The sequence below is a fragment of the Nonomuraea sp. NPDC004702 genome (assembly GCF_053601695.1).
Genome location: NZ_JBSGCE010000090.1, coordinates 13,225 through 28,337 on the forward strand (window position 1 = coordinate 13,225; position 15,113 = coordinate 28,337).

Genomic DNA, 15,113 nt, shown 5'->3' on the forward strand with positions numbered 1-15,113 from the left:
GCATGAACGACTAGAAGCAGCTCCAGCATGATCGCGTTTCACCATCCGGCCAGGAAGTTCCACGAGCACGCTCAGCCCGCGTGACCAATCAACGCGGGCCGGACTACATATCGTCGGGGACGACCTCACCACGGAGTAGTCGACGCGCTCGAACGCCAGTCGCAGGCCGGTCCTAGCGATCACGACTGTGGCCTCGTGAGCGCGGGCGTGAGGCTGCCGTCGCAGCCGGACCGTTTGAGCGACGCGGCGACGCGGCGACGCGCGGAGGCGGACGTGGCGTCGTAGTGCCCCACGACCACGCACATCGGCAGGAGCATGGCGGCGAAGCTGGACCGCATCCGTGTGGGGGTACCAGTGGCGGGCCGCCGCCCGTCGCACCACGGCGTGGTGTCCGATGCCATGGGCGTGGGCGACCATCACAGCCGGCCGGGGCGGCGGCGCCACCACGGCCTCGAGGCGCCCGTCGAACAGGGCAGTGGCGCCGGTTTACCAGATGCCACCGCCCCGGGTATCGAGGTCCAACCCGATGGCGGTGTCGATTTCGTCGCCGCGCTCGTGGTGAACCGCGAGGGTTGGGTGGATGACGAGGTCGGCGAGTTCACCGTCAGCTCCCCTTCCGCCCGCCAACGGGGTGGGCGAGCGTGCGGGCGTCGAGGTGGCGCATGCGGAAGGGCGTGAACGCGACGAACCGTTGGATCATCGTCGAGTTCGCGGCGAGCAGCCTGCGGCCTGGCCGCTGGCGGGCTCTCCATCGCACCTTCCGGACAGGGAGTGACGTCGGCGCTGTGGTCAGGGTGGAAGTAGGAAACCAGCACCGCCTCCACGCCGGCGAAGGCGAACCGGCTCTGCCGGGCGAGCTGGAGCAGCAGGCCGAGCGCGGCCCATCAACGATCACACACGACCTGCCTGTCCCGATGAGCAGGCCGCCGACGCCGCGCGTGAGCATGCCGTAGGTGCCCGAGCGCGCCGAGCAACCTCACATCCGTCACATCGGCGGCGATGGGAGGAGGCGCTTGGTCGAGGAGGCGCGGGTGGGCGCATGGGTCGGTACGCGTCGTCGGCATCGGTGAGGATGCCGGCCAGCTCAGGCGTGCTGGCGGTGCGCAGCGGGGCGCGGAGTTGGCCGAGGTCATCGAACGGGCCGTCCTGGCGGACCGGCGTCCTTATGAGGTCTTCTCGTCATGTCGGCGGGAGTATCGCCGTCTGTGTCCAGAGGCGGCGAGCGGCGATCCGCCAGGTGGCTTGAGCCTTACGATCCTCTATCGATGCGCCCGGCCCAGGCTCATGGACGAGCACGTCATGCTGCGGACGCTCATCCTCCGGAAAGCTCCGCCACGCTCCGCCGAAATCGCCCCACGATCGCGGCCCCGGGATGGTTCCGCTCAAGCATCGACTGGAGAGCGTGACAGCGCGTCACTATCGCCGCGGCGGGACGCGGCGTCGCGAGCGCGTTCAAGCCGTGACACACCGCCTGCTCGGGATCGCCGAGCTGAGCGGAGGCGATGCCGAGGTCGAGCGCGGTGATCGCTCGTCGGGTCGGCGACATGCTCGGATCCTGCTCGTACACCTCCATCGCCCGCGACGCGAAGTCGCGGGCCTGCCTAGCATCCCCCAGCCACAAGCAGGACGTCGCGGCCACCGACCACACTCGCACCGCATCGGCGCTGAACAGACCCGCCGCATGCACCGCGTGCCGCTCGGCATGGCCACGCAGCACCGTCAACATCTCCGATGCCGGACCCGCGTGCCCCAGGCGGGCGTGCGCCCGCGCCACCTGCCCCGTCAAGCGCGTCCGCGCCGCGGTTCCGGCCGGCGCCACGGCGATGCCATGCCGCGCGGCACGGAGTGCCTCGTCCGGATGGTCGTCGTACAGCCACGTCGTCGCCTCGACATCCCACGCCCACGCGACCACCTCAGAGTGCTTGGCCTCGTCCCCATGGTGACGAGCATCCGCCGCATACGCCAGCGATGCCCGCACCTGGCCGCGATCGCCTGCCGCCCACGCCAGCACAAGCGACAGCCAGGCAGCGGCGACGTACAGCTCGCGCCGCTGCTTCAGCGTCGTGCGGTGCTGGAGTAGCGTGGCGACATGACGGCGATCCCCGAGAGCGGCTCCCCACAGCTCGTCGGCGCTGAAGCGGGCGTAGTGAAGGCCGTAGTCGGTGATGACGCGTTGCAGATGCGCGAGGCCGCTCGACCCGAGGCCGGTTTCCTCGCTTCGGCGGATCGGCTCCCGCGCCTGCTGTCCAGCGGTGGCCAGCGGTCCCGGAGCGATCAACGCTGCGGCGCCCCATCGCGCAGCACCGCGCAGAGCGTCACGGCGGTTCATGCGATCATCCCCTGTTTGTGGCGTGTAGTCGGTGGTAAAGCCGAGCTGAACCGGGCCGGCCTCAGGCGGCCGGACAAGCGGTCCTGATAGTCGGCATCGGCATGGCCACCGCTCTCCCATCGCCGTAGAACCCGAACCTCTACTCCACGTGCGGGTAGCCCCTCCGACGCGGCCACCTCGATCGGCTGATCAATGACATCGTGGGGCTCCACCCGCGCGCGAGGCGGTGGCTCTGGAGCTGACTGTGGCCGCGGCACCGATGAATCTCCTGAGGGATGTCGTTGTGGACCTGGGCAGACCTCCTGTCACCGAAACCCACAGCCGCGCGGGCGCGAATCTCGCCGGGGTACGTTTCGTGAGGTCTTAACAAGAGCTCCTTGCGAACACGTACGACAGCTTCTGTGTCACCCTTCCGCCGCCAAGCCATCCGGCAAGAGCGAACCGCGCCCTCTTTCTGGACCGTAGGTCCCCCCTGTGGGGGGCGTCAATCGCCACTGGCGGCACTATCGCATCACGGCGGACGGCCGGGGCCTGGGCCTGGGCCTTGTAGGCGAACAGGTACACGGCAGATTCCCGTGATTGAGCGCCACAGGTTATGTAGACGTCGCGGCGATCGTCCGCGAGTGTGGTTTCCGCTAGTCTGCGGTCCGCGGGCCCGCCGGCCGCCTATCTGTGGCTGAACGGACCCGTTCGCCTCGCCGAGGAGGAAGAAGTGGCGGATTTTCCGCGATTTGAGGTCGCAGGGCAGATAGCGCTCGTCACGGGTGCCGCTCGCGGCATAGGTCGCTCTATCGCCCTGACTTTGGCGAATGCCGGAGCCGATATCGTGGTCGGCCTACGCGACCGGGAAGCTGACAACGGAGTGGTTGCCGAGATCCAGGCCCTCGGCCGTAGGGCGCTACCCTTGCAGATGGACGTGACGAAGCTCGACCAGGTTCGTGCCTCGGTCGATGCTGCCGTAGACCATTTCGGGCGGATCGATATTCTTATCAACAATGCTGGACGAGGTCCTGGAAATTTCGCCGAATATGTCCGCGAGGAGGATTTCGATCTCATCCTGGCAGTGAACCTCAAGGGCACCTTCTTCACCAGTCAGGCTGTCGGTCGACACATGATCGATCAGAAACGTGGAAGAATCGTAAACATCGGTTCGCAGGCCGGTCTCGTAGCCCTGCCAGGAGAGGCGATATATTGCATGTCCAAGGCCGCCGTCTCTCACCTGACCAAATGCCTTGCCCTTGAGTGGGGGCAGCACAACATACGAGTGAACGCCGTCGCGCCGACCTTCATCAACACCCGCAGCCTCCAAAAACACGTCGCTTCCCCGATCAAGAAGGCCGAGATCATCGAGCGTATCGCCGCCCTGCACCGAATCGGCGAGCCGATCGATGTCGCTGGCGCGGTGCTGTTCCTGGCCTCGGAAGCCAGCTCCCTGATTACCGGCGAAACGATTGTGATTGATGGTGGATGGACGATTCGATGATCACGGGAGTTAGGCGGCGTAGAGTCGGGATCGTCGGCACTGGCGACATCGCGCGGAGGGTGTATCTGCCCCTGCTCGCATCCGATCCTGACGTCGAGGTCGCAGCTATTACCAGCCGTACTAGGGCGAAGGCTGAGATTCTGGCTCATCGATACCGGTTGGCGACAGTGTGCGACACCCTTGACGAGGTCCTCGCACGGCAGCTCGATATCGTGTTCGTGCACGCTTCCACCACCGCGCACGCGGAAATAGTCGGGCAGTGCCTCGCCGCGGGCGTGCATGTCTACGTCGACAAACCCCTCTCTGAGGACCTGGCCGAGGTAGAGCGCCTCAGCGCTGAAGCCGCTGACCGAGGGCTCCTACTAGCTGTAGGCTTCAATCGTCGCTTCGCGCCGATGGTCCGTGCCGCGATCGAGGCAGTGCCCGTTCCTACGATGATTGTGGTGGAGAAACACCGAAAGTCACCGCAGGACAAGACCGCGCGGGAGACTGTATACGACGATCTGATCCACGTAATTGACCTGGCGGTGTGGGCCGGGAAGTTGACGGCCGAGCAGGAGACGCATCCAGCGGTCATCACCAAGGAAGGGAAACTGCTGGCGGCTTCCGTGGTCTTCGGCGCGCCGAACCGGTTCGCCCAGGTCTCGATGGCTCGTGACGCCGGGCAAGACTTCGAGCGGCTATTCCTTACCGGTGGTAACACCTCAGCAAGCGTTGATGACCTTGACATCGCGCTGCTGCGGCGCCCTGGGAGCACTGAGGTACGGTCCTTTGGAAGCTGGGACGACATCCTCGTGCGCCGTGGCTTCTCAGGTGTCGTCAAGCACGTGCTGCGCTCGCTGGAGAACCCGCAACAATGCGAGGTCGCGGCCGCGGCCGTGGTTGAGAGCCATAGGATTGCCGAACGGATCTCTCGCGCCATCTCGTGAACTCCTCGCTTCACCAGGCATGTCGCCAAGACGCTGGAGGTCGATGTCAAACCTGCGCGCCACCGACGCGACTATCTGATCGCTGCTCCAACACGACGCGGATGCCTTATTCTCTGAACTCCGCGAGAACTACCGCGACGCCTCGTCACGTGCCTCCTTATTCCAGACTTAGCTCAGCTGATGTACTAGACTGTCCGGAATCTGCTGGGCACTGGCACCTCACGCGTCCGCACCCATAGCCCTGCGGGCACATGTTTATCGCATGCGGAGCCCGCGTCAATGCCGTATCGAAACCTTGTTCATTAGTCATCCCTCTCGTCTGCGGCCGGCCCGGAAGGCCGCGCTCCAGGGTTGACTGACGTTTCTCCTCAAGGGGTAGTCTGTTCCGAGAGTGGATGGCGCCATGTCGCGGTCATTCGCGGCAAAATGATCCCGGCCTGACTCAGTAATGCACGATATATGCATCATGGAGCTTGACGTCTATCAACTAAGCGCTTGGCGCATGCAACAACCGCTAGGAGACCTAACATGAGTAGAACCGCGCTTGTGACGGGGATGGGTTCCAGTGCTATCGCGGTAGGAATCTGCGAAAGCCTGCTGCGGTCTAGCTTCAAAGTCTTCGCAACCACAGAGGGAAAATATGAGGCAGGCGGAGAAGAGCGCGAGCAGTTTGATGCCGCGCACAATGAATTCACCCGGGTTAGCTTTGAGTCCGTTGACTTCGCCTCAGAGACCAGCATTGCTGAGCTGATCTCGCGTCTGGAATCTGAAGTTTTCGACGTAATAGTGAACTGTGCCAGCACCATCGCCTTTACCGACAATGGGTCTCTGCGGAACGAGAGCACTGATTTCTCGTTCACGGAATTCAATCGTGTTTTGCAATACAATGTCACTTCCATTGCCGCCATCTGCCTAGGACTCAAAGAACATGTGAGGCCCGGCGGGGTCATCGTCAATGTGACCAGTGTCGCTGGACAAGAAGGAGCCTTCGCCACAATTTCTTACAATGCCAGCAAGGCGGCGGTAGACAACCTGACTAAGTCTCTCGCCAACTCACTGGGCTCATCGACAGGGATTCGCGTGAATGGCATCGCGCCGGGCTGGATACCGCCCAATACCGAGGCAGCTGCTGGCGGCATCGTGTCACTCGGAAACGCCTTGACGCCTTCTCGGGCGACCGGAACGCCTGACGATGTGGCGAAGGCCGTCGCGTTCTTGATTGACGCGCCATTTCAGAATGGATCGATTCTGCGTGTTGATGGTGGCGTGAGCGCCAGCTACCTACCTTACATGGTGGAGAGTTTGGAGCTACAAGGATTTCCCGCTGAGGATACAATTAATTCACTCACAACATTGATTCGCGGCGCGAGAGAGAACATGTCCCGGCCTAAGTCGTCATAGAGAACGCTCGCAGACAGTCAAACATCGTGTTACATCAGGCTTCTACGTCATGGCGCGCACGGCTGCCCTGACCGCCCGGAAGACCATGACGGCAGCCTGAGCGGCTGTTGGAGGTGTCCACCACAATCAGAGGCATGGCGGATACCCGCGGCAGCTAGCTTCCCAAACGGATGACACCCGTGGGACTGCTCGCGGCGAGAAATCCGACCCGAGCCGGTACGTCTGGAACAGGTGGCGCGTCTGATCGAGGTCGTCGTGGCAGAGGCCGACGTGGCTACCGAGACATCGGCGGTCCGGACAGCCCACTGATCTCTCCTCATCTTTGAGCGACTTCGTAGTTCCGCGGAAGAGCCATGGCCTTGGGAAGATGCCCGGCCTTGAGTCGGTAGCGGGGAGCTCCGCGGGGTGCGCCAGGTCTTGAGCTGGGCATTGGCGCGTTCGCCTGGACCGCGAAGGTGGGCGTGTGATCGGTTGGTCCCCTTCTGCAAGGCAGGCTTATCCCTGACCTTGTAGGTCGTGATGACCGGAGCACCGGCCCCCTGGTAGCCCTTGGCCGCCAAGACGGTGCCCCCGGCCTGTTCCAGTTCCCTCTGGGTGCCCCAGATCCGGGCATCGGTGAGATCGTGCGCCTTGCCCGGTGGCGTCCCCGAGGTACAGGATCGCCCCGTCCGGTGCGGCGATCACCCGAATGTTCATCCCGTGCCCGTGCCGCGTGCCGGAGTAGCACGGCCGGTCGGCGGCGACCTGGTCGGTGCCGAGCAGGGTGCCGTTCAGCACGAGGTAGCGCAGGCCCTTCCGGTGGAGCCTTTCGCGGCGTCTGCCCGATCTCGGGTGGACGCGCCGCCAGCAGCGTCACGGTCTCCTTCACCTACCGCCAGGCGGTCGCGATGGTCCGAAGCCGGCGCCGGGGTCGGCCAACGTCTCGCCCTGGCGCAGGTGAACCCGCGCCGACGGGGCCCGCGTCCGGGTGGAGCAGCCGCCAGGCCGACTTGATCGCCTTACGATGCCGACGGTTCACCGTGGCGATGTAGTTCAGCGTTGAACGCGACAAATCGACGGCGGCACGGTAAACAGCATCCGGGCCCCTGGTTGTGGCGGACCTGGTTGTGATGATCAATCCGTCTATGGGGGTTTCTTGCGTCGTCGAGCGGTCGCCGAGCTCGCGATCAGGCTGTGACCAGTGCCTTGCCGCGAAGGAGATGAAAAGCCTCACTTCCGAACGCCGCGAAGGCGCTGATGGACTAAGCGCGTGTGAAGAGCATCCGGGCCGATAGCTGTGCCGCTTGTGACGCCTTCGGGTGGCGCGGCTTCTGAGAGACCACCGCACCGCTGCTCAGTCGAGCATCCGGTTTTCCCCTCAAGCGTGGAGACCGAGATGGGCAAGACCATTACGCGCATCCTGAGCTCGGCCGCCCAAGGCGGGGGTTCGATCAGCTCCTACCGCGCGTTGGTCGGGTCCGAGGGGAGCGATCAGGCGACATCGGGCTACCTTGGCGGCCCGCATTTCGATCTGTAGCCGCCACGTCGAACATGAATAATCTTCTTAATCGCGCGTTGGAGTCTCGGGGGAATGCCACTCTGGAAGGTATTGTCTGCTTTCTGCCATTATCGTCGCTCTCATGTAGCGTTTCGGAAAGCATCAACAGGGCTGAGCGTAATGACCGGCGTGTGTGAAACCTGTATGCTAATTAGCGTAATGTCGACCATCTCCACCTTTCCCTTACCAGTGTGGTATTCCCCCACTGGGGCTCGCAGACGGGAGGCGAAAACGCGTGACAGATTCACCAGAGGCGGTGGCGTGGGGAACCACGGGCCCGTATCCCGCGGTCTGGAAGGTCCCGCCGCGGAACCAGAATTTCACCGGGCGCGAAGAGCTGCTGGACAGGCTGCGCAACGCGATCGTCGGCCAGGTCACCGCGGTGGTGGCACACGCCCCCGACCTGCCGCAAGGGCCGCGCGCCCTGCACGGCCTGGGCGGTGTCGGCAAGACCCAGATGGCCATCGAGTACGCCTACCGCTACCGCGACCAGTACGACCTCGTCTGGTGGATCCCCGCGGACCAGCCGGGCCTCGTGCGATCGAACCTGGCGCAGCTCGCGCCGCGGCTGGGCGTGCCTGGATCCGCCATGACCAGCACGGAGGACGCCGCGGACGCCGTGATCGACAGATTGCGCAGCGGGGAACCGTACAAGCAGTGGCTGCTGATCTTCGACAACGCCGATGATCCCGAAGCGCTCCGGCCGAACATCCCTCCCGGTCCGGGACACGTGCTCATCACCTCGCGCAACCCCCGTTGGGAAGGCGTGGTCGGCACGGTGGCCGTCGACGTGTTCAGCCGCGAGGAGAGCATGCAGTTCCTCGGCCGGCGAATGCGCCGCTCGATCAGCGACGTCGACGCGGAACGGCTCGCTGAGGCCCTCGGGGACCTTCCGCTGGCGCTGGAGCAGTCGGCCGCGCTGCAGAGCGAGACAGGCATGTCGCCGGAGGAGTACCTGCGCCTGCTCAAGGAGCGCACCGCGAGCCTGCTGAACGAGGGCAAGCCCGCCGAGTATCCCTTGTCGATGTCCGCGGCTTGGGAGCTGTCGGTCAGCACGCTCCAGCAGCACCTGCCCGAAGCCATGGAGCTGCTGCGCTGCTGGGCCTTTTTCGGGCCCGAACCCATCCCCCGAGGGGTGTTCCGCCCGGTCAAGGGGCCAGTGCGGCCGGTCATGACCGAGTTGCTCGCCGACCCGCTCCGGCTGAGCAAGGCGATCAAGCAACTGGGAAAGTACGCGCTAGTCCGCATCGAGGCCGAGCCAGGGGAGGGCACGGTCACCGGCGAGCGCACGATCCAGGTCCACCGGCTCATCCAGGCGCTGCTGAGAGAGGGCCTGACCGCCGACGCCCAAGACCAGATCCGAACCGAGGTGCACTCCCTGCTGGCCGGAGCGGCGCCCAGCGACGCCGGCGACCCCGCGAACTGGACCCGCTTCGACGCCCTGCTCGCCCATGTCGCGCCGACCAGGCTGGCCGACAGTCAGCGAGAGGATGTGCGGGAGTTCGCGCTGCGGATCCTCGAATACCTGATGGCCTCCGGCAACCACAACGTCGCGCGCACGCACGTCGACAGCTTCCTGGAGCGGTGGACCACCGACTCCGGCCAGCAGGACGTGAGCGTACTGCGGGCGCGGCGCGTCAAGGGCGACCTGCTCCGCTTCCTGGGCCGTTACGACGAGGCTTATCACCTGGACACCGCCACGCTCGCCGCCATGCGGGAGGTGGTCGGCGACGATCATCGCGACACCCTGGTCCTGCGCAACGGCATCGGCGCCGACCTGCGCGGCCGCGGCTTGTTCGTCGAGGCGCGCGAGCACGACACCGAATCTGTGAGCCTGCACCGGGCCGTCCTCGGCCCCGACAACCAGCGTACGCTCATGGCGGTCAACAACCTGGCACTCGACCTGGGGCTCAACAGCGACTACCGCGGCGCCAGGGCACTGTTGGAGGAGGCGCTCAGGGCGGCGCAACTGGCCGAGGCGGCCGTGAGCCGGGGCACGGTCCTGAACCTGTGGGCCAGCCTGAGCCGCATGACCCGCCTCTGCGGAGACTACGCCGAGGCCTGCGACATCGGCGAGGAGGCGCTGGCCTACGGTCAGGAGGTACTCGGCCGTGATCATCCACGCATCCTTCTCACCCAAAAGGACCTCGCCATCGCCCGGCTTCGGGTGGGCGAGGCCACCGAAGCCCTCGAGCTCGCCGCCGCCGTCCACGCGCGTTACGTGCGCAACTACGGCATCGACCATCCGAGCACGCTGGGCGCCGCCTTGTGTCTGGCCAACGCGTTCCGAGTCAATGGCCTGATCGACCGGGCATTCAAGCTGGCCCAGGACGCCATGGTGCGCTATCCGAAGGTGTACGGAGCTGACCATCCGTACTATTTCGGCTGCGCCAGCAACGTGGCGGTCCTGCTACGGGTACGCGGGGACCTGGACGGCGCCCGCGAGCTGAACGAACGTGTCATCGCCGGGCTACGGGCCAAGGTGGGCGGTGGACACCACTACGCGCTGACCGTGTCCGTCAATCTCGCCAGCGATCTAGCCGCTCTCGGCGAGCTCGAAGCGGCCTGCCAGCTAGGCAGGGACACACATCGGCAGCTGCGCCATTTGGTGGGAGAGCAACATCCCACCACCTTGGCCTGTGCCGCCAACCTCGCGGCTGACCTGGCCAGGGCCGACTACGGTGATGAGGCGGCCGCCTTGCGCGAGGAGACGATGCGCTACTACCACGAGACGCGCGGCATGGAGCATCCGGACGCGCGAGCGGCGGCCGAAGGCCGCCATCTCGACCTGGACTTCGATCCCCCGCCCGTGTGACGGACAGGCGCCGCGTTCACTTCCCGCCGGGGGACGGGCGCGGCGCTGCCGGGGCCGACTCGGGAAGCACGTCCAGCTCCTCATGGAGCGCGCCTCGGATGTGCGTGATCAGCCGGTACAGATCGCGGCTGTAGACGGACGGATTGCGGAAACCAGTGCCCACGCGATACCGATGCGGGTAGAGGCCGCCGCCGCAGATCCCCACGATGTCGCAGGACGCGCAGGTCCGCGACATCGCGTCACGGCCGATCTGCCGGGCGACGATGGCCGGTTCGAGCAGGGCCCTGTCAAAGGAGTCCCGCAGCACGTGCAGAGGGGTGCGGGTCGCTCCCTCGTAGGCGGACTTGAGCGTGTCGACCTGCTCGATGCCGCCGTCCGTCTCCACCACGACCATGGCCACGGGCGCCAGCCCGATCGACTCGCTCCTGGACGAGCCGCCGCACAACTGCCGGATGATCTCATTGAACAGCCGGATCCGGGTCGCCCTGGGCCGGACCGAACGCCAGTAGTCGAAGACGGCGACAAGCCAGTCGCCATAGGGCGACGCGGTCGCCGACCAGCCGGGCGGCGGAGTCTCCCAGTTGCCGTGTGGCAGCAGGAAGTCGACGGTCGGCGGCTGGAACTCCAGCAGGGCCTTGTAGGTGACGACAGGGTCGTTGGCCAGGTCGAGCGTGCACAGCAGGCCGCAGAACAAATGGCGATAGGCGGGGGAGGTAAGCCGGCCCAGTCCTGCGCGCACCTGCTCGTAGCTGCCCTCCCCGTCAGAGCGCCGGCGGTGGCGGTCGTGCCCGTCGGCGTCACCGTCGAGGCTGACGCCCACGGACACGTCGAGCTCGGCGAGCAGGTCCAAGAACGCCTCGCTGAGCAAAACGCCGTTGGTCTGCACCTGGATGACCGCGGCTGTCCGCTCGCCGAGCGCCGCTCTGAGGGCGTTCACCGCGTATCGGACATGTGGCATGCCAGCCAGCAGGGGCTCGCCGCCGTGCAGGGTGATCTCCACGCTCTTCAGCTGGTGAGCCTGGGCGTGTTCGGCGATGCGGGCGGCCACGCGGTCGATGATCGGCTTCGCCATGCTGCGCGGCTGGCGACGCCAGCTCTGGTCGGCCATCTCGTACATGTAGCAGTAATCGCATGCGAGATTGCAGCGGCTGTGCAGCTTGAGGATGAACTGGCGGAAGGCGGTGGGACGCCAGCCGGACTCCAGCAGGAGCCCGACATCGAGGTCGGCAGGCCATTCATCGCCGCCCGGCACGGTGGGCGCTCCGCCGTCTCCGGTCACGTCGATCAGCTCCTGGGACGAATACGCTCCTCCATCATGGCCGCGAGAATCACACTGTCAAATCCCCCGCCGGTGTCTTCGCGCTCTCCAGGGGTGGGGTGACTGGGGGCGGTCGGTGCGGGTGAGGGTGTTGGGCCAGAGCCAGGGAGCGAGCCAGCCGTCGTTGCCGCCGCCGTCCGTCAGCGCGAACTCCGAGCCGGACGGGGTGAAGCGGAAGGTGCCGCGATTGTTCACGGGGACCGCGCCCACGTTGCGGGCGTCCACGTTCTCGAAGGCGGCCGAGCCGGCGGCGCGGGCGCTGAGCACCAAGGTGCCCGTGCCGTCCACCCGGACGTCCTTGAAGCGCAGGTTCGTGATGGATAGAGGTCCTTGACGGGCCAGTCGGCGACCAGCATGACGGCGTTGTAGGTGACGTCCAGGAGTGGTCGCCGGCCACCCGCTCGTCGCAACGCCTTGTTCCGGAGCTGTCACGTGGGCAGGCCGTCGGGGTGGATGGCGAGGCGGGTTTCGAGACGCCCGCGGTTCGCCGGCACAGGAAGCGAGCGTTACGGGGAAGAATCGCCGAGGGCCTCACCAGCGAGGATGTGGCCCTGGCCCGCGACGTGTCGGGACCAGTCAGGGCTCGCCGATTCCGGGCGGGGCGGCAGGCCCCTGATCGAAATCAGACCGCCTTCAGGCGGGTACCTCTCGTTCGCCGAGCAGGAGGAGGTCACCCTGTTCTAGGCTCAACATGAGAAGGTACGTGAGATCGCGCCGGCGCCTGGACCGGTCGCCCTCGGCCGCCTGAGAGTTCTCCCGTCGATGTCTTCGTTTGCACTGGTCAGCAGCCTGCGGGAGAACCATCGGCGACCTAATGAAGCAGTGCTCACGCCGCGTTCGGGCGGGCACGACATCCCATCAGCGATCAACTCTCCCGGCCAACCGGCAGGGGCACGGTCTCTCATCAGGACTCAACAACGTCCAGGAACCGAAAGTGCTCACCTGCCGGCAGCCACTATCCACCGAGGAGTCTGCCGGATGGCTTACTCCCAGAACTCATTAGGAACCGCGGCGCGATGCCGCCACGCGAGAGGGTACCTGGCGTATCGGGCGAGATCGCGCGGCGGAAGGCCGAGGTGATGGCGCGGCACCCAAGACGCTTCCACTGGTGACTCAACCAGCCATGGGATGACGCGCGGGCCCGGCCGGTTCCTGCCGACTTATGGAAGCCGACGCGTGGTTGGGCATCCGGGACCGGGAGCGTCATCGCGCGAGGTGGTAGCTGGGTCGCGCAGATGCTTGACGTCCGCGCTGAGCAGGGGTTACGGCCGCCGTCGCTGTTTGCTGGCGCCGGCCATGGTGACAGCGGCCCGGGGCAAGGCGCACTGGAAGGGCGCGGCGTCGGCCACGTCGGGGTGTCAAGGGTGATGCGCGGGCCCACGTGCAGGACGCGCCGTCGGTGCCTCGGACTGGGTACGGGCCAGGCCGGCCGCCGGGCGGCCAGAGCTGGACGCCGCTGCCGAGCGGGCGGCTCCCGTCCTGTCCCCGCCGCCCCAGCAGCGGCTATCGGGGATCACTGACTAGGGTGAGGATGGGCGCTCGATAGGCCTGTCCTCCGTCGCGGACCTCGGATATGGTGACCACGCCGCGCGAGCCGATCAAGACGTTCGATTCCGCTCAGGCTCTGCCCGCACCTGTCAAGGAGGAAGCGTGAGCCCGCGACCGACGCGCATGGTGAACCGCTGGGAGAGACGACGAGCGCTCATGCTGCCGTTGGGCCAGGGCAAGCTCTACTGGCATGTCCTTTTGGGGAAGGACCCTGAAGCACGGGCCATCGTCCAAGAGGCTCATGACCGGCTGGCTGGCCTGCCTGGCCTCGATCTGGTGCCGCAGAAGTTCATCCACCTCACCACGTTGGTCGCTGGCTACTCGCATGAAATCACCGACCACCAGGTAAACGTGATGGCGCGGGAGGCCAGAGCTCAACTCGCGCGAATCGAACCCATTATCGTCACGCTCGGGCGGGTGCTCTACCACCCGGAGGCTGTCGTTCTCGAGGCACGGCCGCCGGAGCGTCTGCGTCCTCTCCTTGACGCGGCGAAGCTCGCCACGCGGGCGGCCATCGGCCGTGATGGCGCTCCCACCCACTCAGCATGGGCGCCGCATGTCACCGTGGCGTACAGCTGTGCTGACGGCCCCGCGGCTCCCATCATCGAAGCTCTCGGACAGCGCCTCCCGGAGCGTACCGTTACCATCCGGAGTATCCACATCGTCAACCAGGACGGCCCGGAGACCGTGTGGAACTGGCGTTCATTGGCTGAAATCCAGCTGGATCAGGCCTGATAAGGCTTCCCGTCGAGGTGCGATGCCCGCATGGTCATTCTGCGGAATTCCCAGGCATTACGCGGGTCGAGATCTCCGCAGGTAAGGTGACCTGATCTTTAATGACTTAGAGATCTCAGATGTGCGTTGTTTTGCCGATTACGCGAAGCGCGCCTCCTAAGCCTCTTCATCCTATTCCCGCAGATCAGGATCGGTGGCTGGTGAAGGTGAGTCCTGTGGCCCGCGGCGAAGCCCGGATTTTCGGCGGCTGAGCCGGGCCGATAGGCGCGAAACCAGTTCTGCTCAGGAGGCCCAGGCAAGGAGGTTGAAAGGGCTCCTTCCATCCTCTCGCCGCGGGTCGGGCGGCAAGTGGCTCGTCAAGGTCTCAGCCGCGAGGTGGTCATATTGGGCCGCGTGCCGGAATTGAAAGACAGGGCCGACGGCACGCGAAAGCCCGAGCCGGTGCGAGTCGTCGAGGAAGTTCATGAGGCGCCAGCGCGGCTGATGCCGGAAGGTCAGCCAGACTCGCGCCAGGCACAAGGGCTGCCACGCATGATGTTCGCCCTCGTAGAGCCCGATGATGAGCCAGCGCACGACTCCCGCGAGCCCGGACGCGAGTCCGGCCACGACGAACCCGAGCCGGGGCCCGAACATGAGTCCCAAGCAAGAGCCCGAAGGCGAGGCCGGTCATGAGCCCGGACATGGCCGTGTGGAGACGAGCGAGACCTTCGTCGGCTCGCCGACTGGATCCGGGTGCCCTCGTGGACGTGTGTGTCGGCTGCTCTGTTTAGCTGTTCAGACTCGCGATCAGTGGGAACACGAACACCACGACGCTGGACAAGATCCTGCTGGTGAATCGCCCGAGTAGCGGGAGTCCGCGCGGGTTTGAGTGATACGCCATCAGGCGATGTCGCGGCTAGCTGTATTGACCACGAGCGTTGTTGACAGCCAGGGCTTGATCAATGGAGAGGCCTCCGCTGTGGTGTAGGTGTCGAATCTGCACCAGACGCGGAGGCCTCGTGTCCCACCGTAACGCCCG

The 15,113-nt window shown here is 65.7% G+C and carries 12 protein-coding genes and 1 pseudogene; 7 read left to right on the forward strand and 6 right to left on the reverse strand.

Annotation, left to right across the window (positions count from 1 at the left end; genetic code table 11):
- Positions 1-179: 179 nt before the first annotated feature.
- Positions 180-338, reverse strand: coding sequence for a hypothetical protein (locus tag ACWEJ6_RS48840; protein WP_452432280.1), 159 nt, complete (start codon positions 336-338; stop codon positions 180-182).
- Between the two features lie 324 nt (positions 339-662).
- On the opposite strand from ACWEJ6_RS48840, the gene ACWEJ6_RS48845 reads away from it, so the two are divergent.
- Positions 663-953, forward strand: a complete 291-nt coding sequence (locus ACWEJ6_RS48845; RefSeq protein WP_452432281.1) for a hypothetical protein — start codon at positions 663-665, stop codon at positions 951-953.
- Positions 954-1,312: 359 nt separating this feature from the next.
- Here the strand turns inward: ACWEJ6_RS48845 and ACWEJ6_RS48850 are convergent, their stop codons facing one another.
- A complete protein-coding gene (locus ACWEJ6_RS48850) occupies positions 1,313-2,329 on the reverse strand; it encodes a hypothetical protein (RefSeq protein WP_452432283.1) in 1,017 nt (338 codons plus the stop codon).
- 712 nt (positions 2,330-3,041) lie between these two features.
- Between ACWEJ6_RS48850 and ACWEJ6_RS48855 the strand changes: the two genes are divergently transcribed.
- The 3 genes from ACWEJ6_RS48855 to ACWEJ6_RS48865 all read left to right on the forward strand — a co-directional run bounded on the left by ACWEJ6_RS48855 (position 3,042) and on the right by ACWEJ6_RS48865 (position 6,142).
- On the forward strand, positions 3,042-3,812 hold the full coding sequence (locus ACWEJ6_RS48855; RefSeq protein ID WP_452432285.1) for an SDR family NAD(P)-dependent oxidoreductase: 771 nt from the start codon (positions 3,042-3,044) through the stop codon (positions 3,810-3,812).
- The gene (locus tag ACWEJ6_RS48860) at positions 3,797-4,741 is read left to right on the forward strand and encodes a Gfo/Idh/MocA family protein (protein WP_452432286.1); all 945 of its coding nucleotides are present in this window, start codon (positions 3,797-3,799) and stop codon (positions 4,739-4,741) included. Before ACWEJ6_RS48855 ends, ACWEJ6_RS48860 begins: the two co-directional genes overlap by 16 nt.
- 528 nt (positions 4,742-5,269) lie before the next feature.
- Positions 5,270-6,142 (forward strand): SDR family NAD(P)-dependent oxidoreductase, encoded by an 873-nt coding sequence (locus tag ACWEJ6_RS48865; protein WP_452432288.1) that lies wholly within the window; start codon positions 5,270-5,272, stop codon positions 6,140-6,142.
- A 316-nt stretch (positions 6,143-6,458) separates the two neighbouring features.
- On the opposite strand, the pseudogene ACWEJ6_RS48870 reads toward ACWEJ6_RS48865, so the two are convergent.
- A pseudogene (locus tag ACWEJ6_RS48870) lies at positions 6,459-7,253 on the reverse strand (transposase family protein).
- Between the two features lie 264 nt (positions 7,254-7,517).
- On the opposite strand from ACWEJ6_RS48870, the gene ACWEJ6_RS48875 reads away from it, so the two are divergent.
- Positions 7,518-7,658 (forward strand): hypothetical protein, encoded by a 141-nt coding sequence (locus ACWEJ6_RS48875; protein ID WP_452432289.1) that lies wholly within the window; start codon positions 7,518-7,520, stop codon positions 7,656-7,658.
- A 277-nt stretch (positions 7,659-7,935) separates the two neighbouring features.
- Positions 7,936-10,494: an FxSxx-COOH system tetratricopeptide repeat protein gene (gene fxsT, locus ACWEJ6_RS48880; protein WP_452432291.1), complete on the forward strand. Its 2,559-nt coding sequence runs from the start codon at positions 7,936-7,938 to the stop codon at positions 10,492-10,494.
- A gap of 16 nt (positions 10,495-10,510) precedes the next feature.
- Here the strand turns inward: fxsT and ACWEJ6_RS48885 are convergent, their stop codons facing one another.
- Together ACWEJ6_RS48885 and ACWEJ6_RS48890 are read right to left on the reverse strand one after the other, a co-directional pair.
- The gene (locus ACWEJ6_RS48885; protein ID WP_452432292.1) at positions 10,511-11,773 is read right to left on the reverse strand and encodes an FxsB family cyclophane-forming radical SAM/SPASM peptide maturase; all 1,263 of its coding nucleotides are present in this window, start codon (positions 11,771-11,773) and stop codon (positions 10,511-10,513) included.
- 57 nt (positions 11,774-11,830) lie between these two features.
- On the reverse strand, positions 11,831-12,100 hold the full coding sequence (locus ACWEJ6_RS48890) for a hypothetical protein (protein ID WP_452432294.1): 270 nt from the start codon (positions 12,098-12,100) through the stop codon (positions 11,831-11,833).
- A gap of 1,362 nt (positions 12,101-13,462) precedes the next feature.
- Here ACWEJ6_RS48890 and ACWEJ6_RS48895 point away from each other — a divergent pair.
- On the forward strand, positions 13,463-14,095 hold the full coding sequence (locus ACWEJ6_RS48895; RefSeq protein ID WP_452432295.1) for a 2'-5' RNA ligase family protein: 633 nt from the start codon (positions 13,463-13,465) through the stop codon (positions 14,093-14,095).
- A gap of 282 nt (positions 14,096-14,377) precedes the next feature.
- On the opposite strand, the gene ACWEJ6_RS48900 is transcribed toward ACWEJ6_RS48895, so the two are convergent.
- Entirely contained in the window at positions 14,378-14,728 is a 351-nt protein-coding gene (locus tag ACWEJ6_RS48900) for a hypothetical protein (protein WP_452432296.1), read from the reverse strand.
- Between the last annotated feature and the right edge of the window lie 385 nt (positions 14,729-15,113).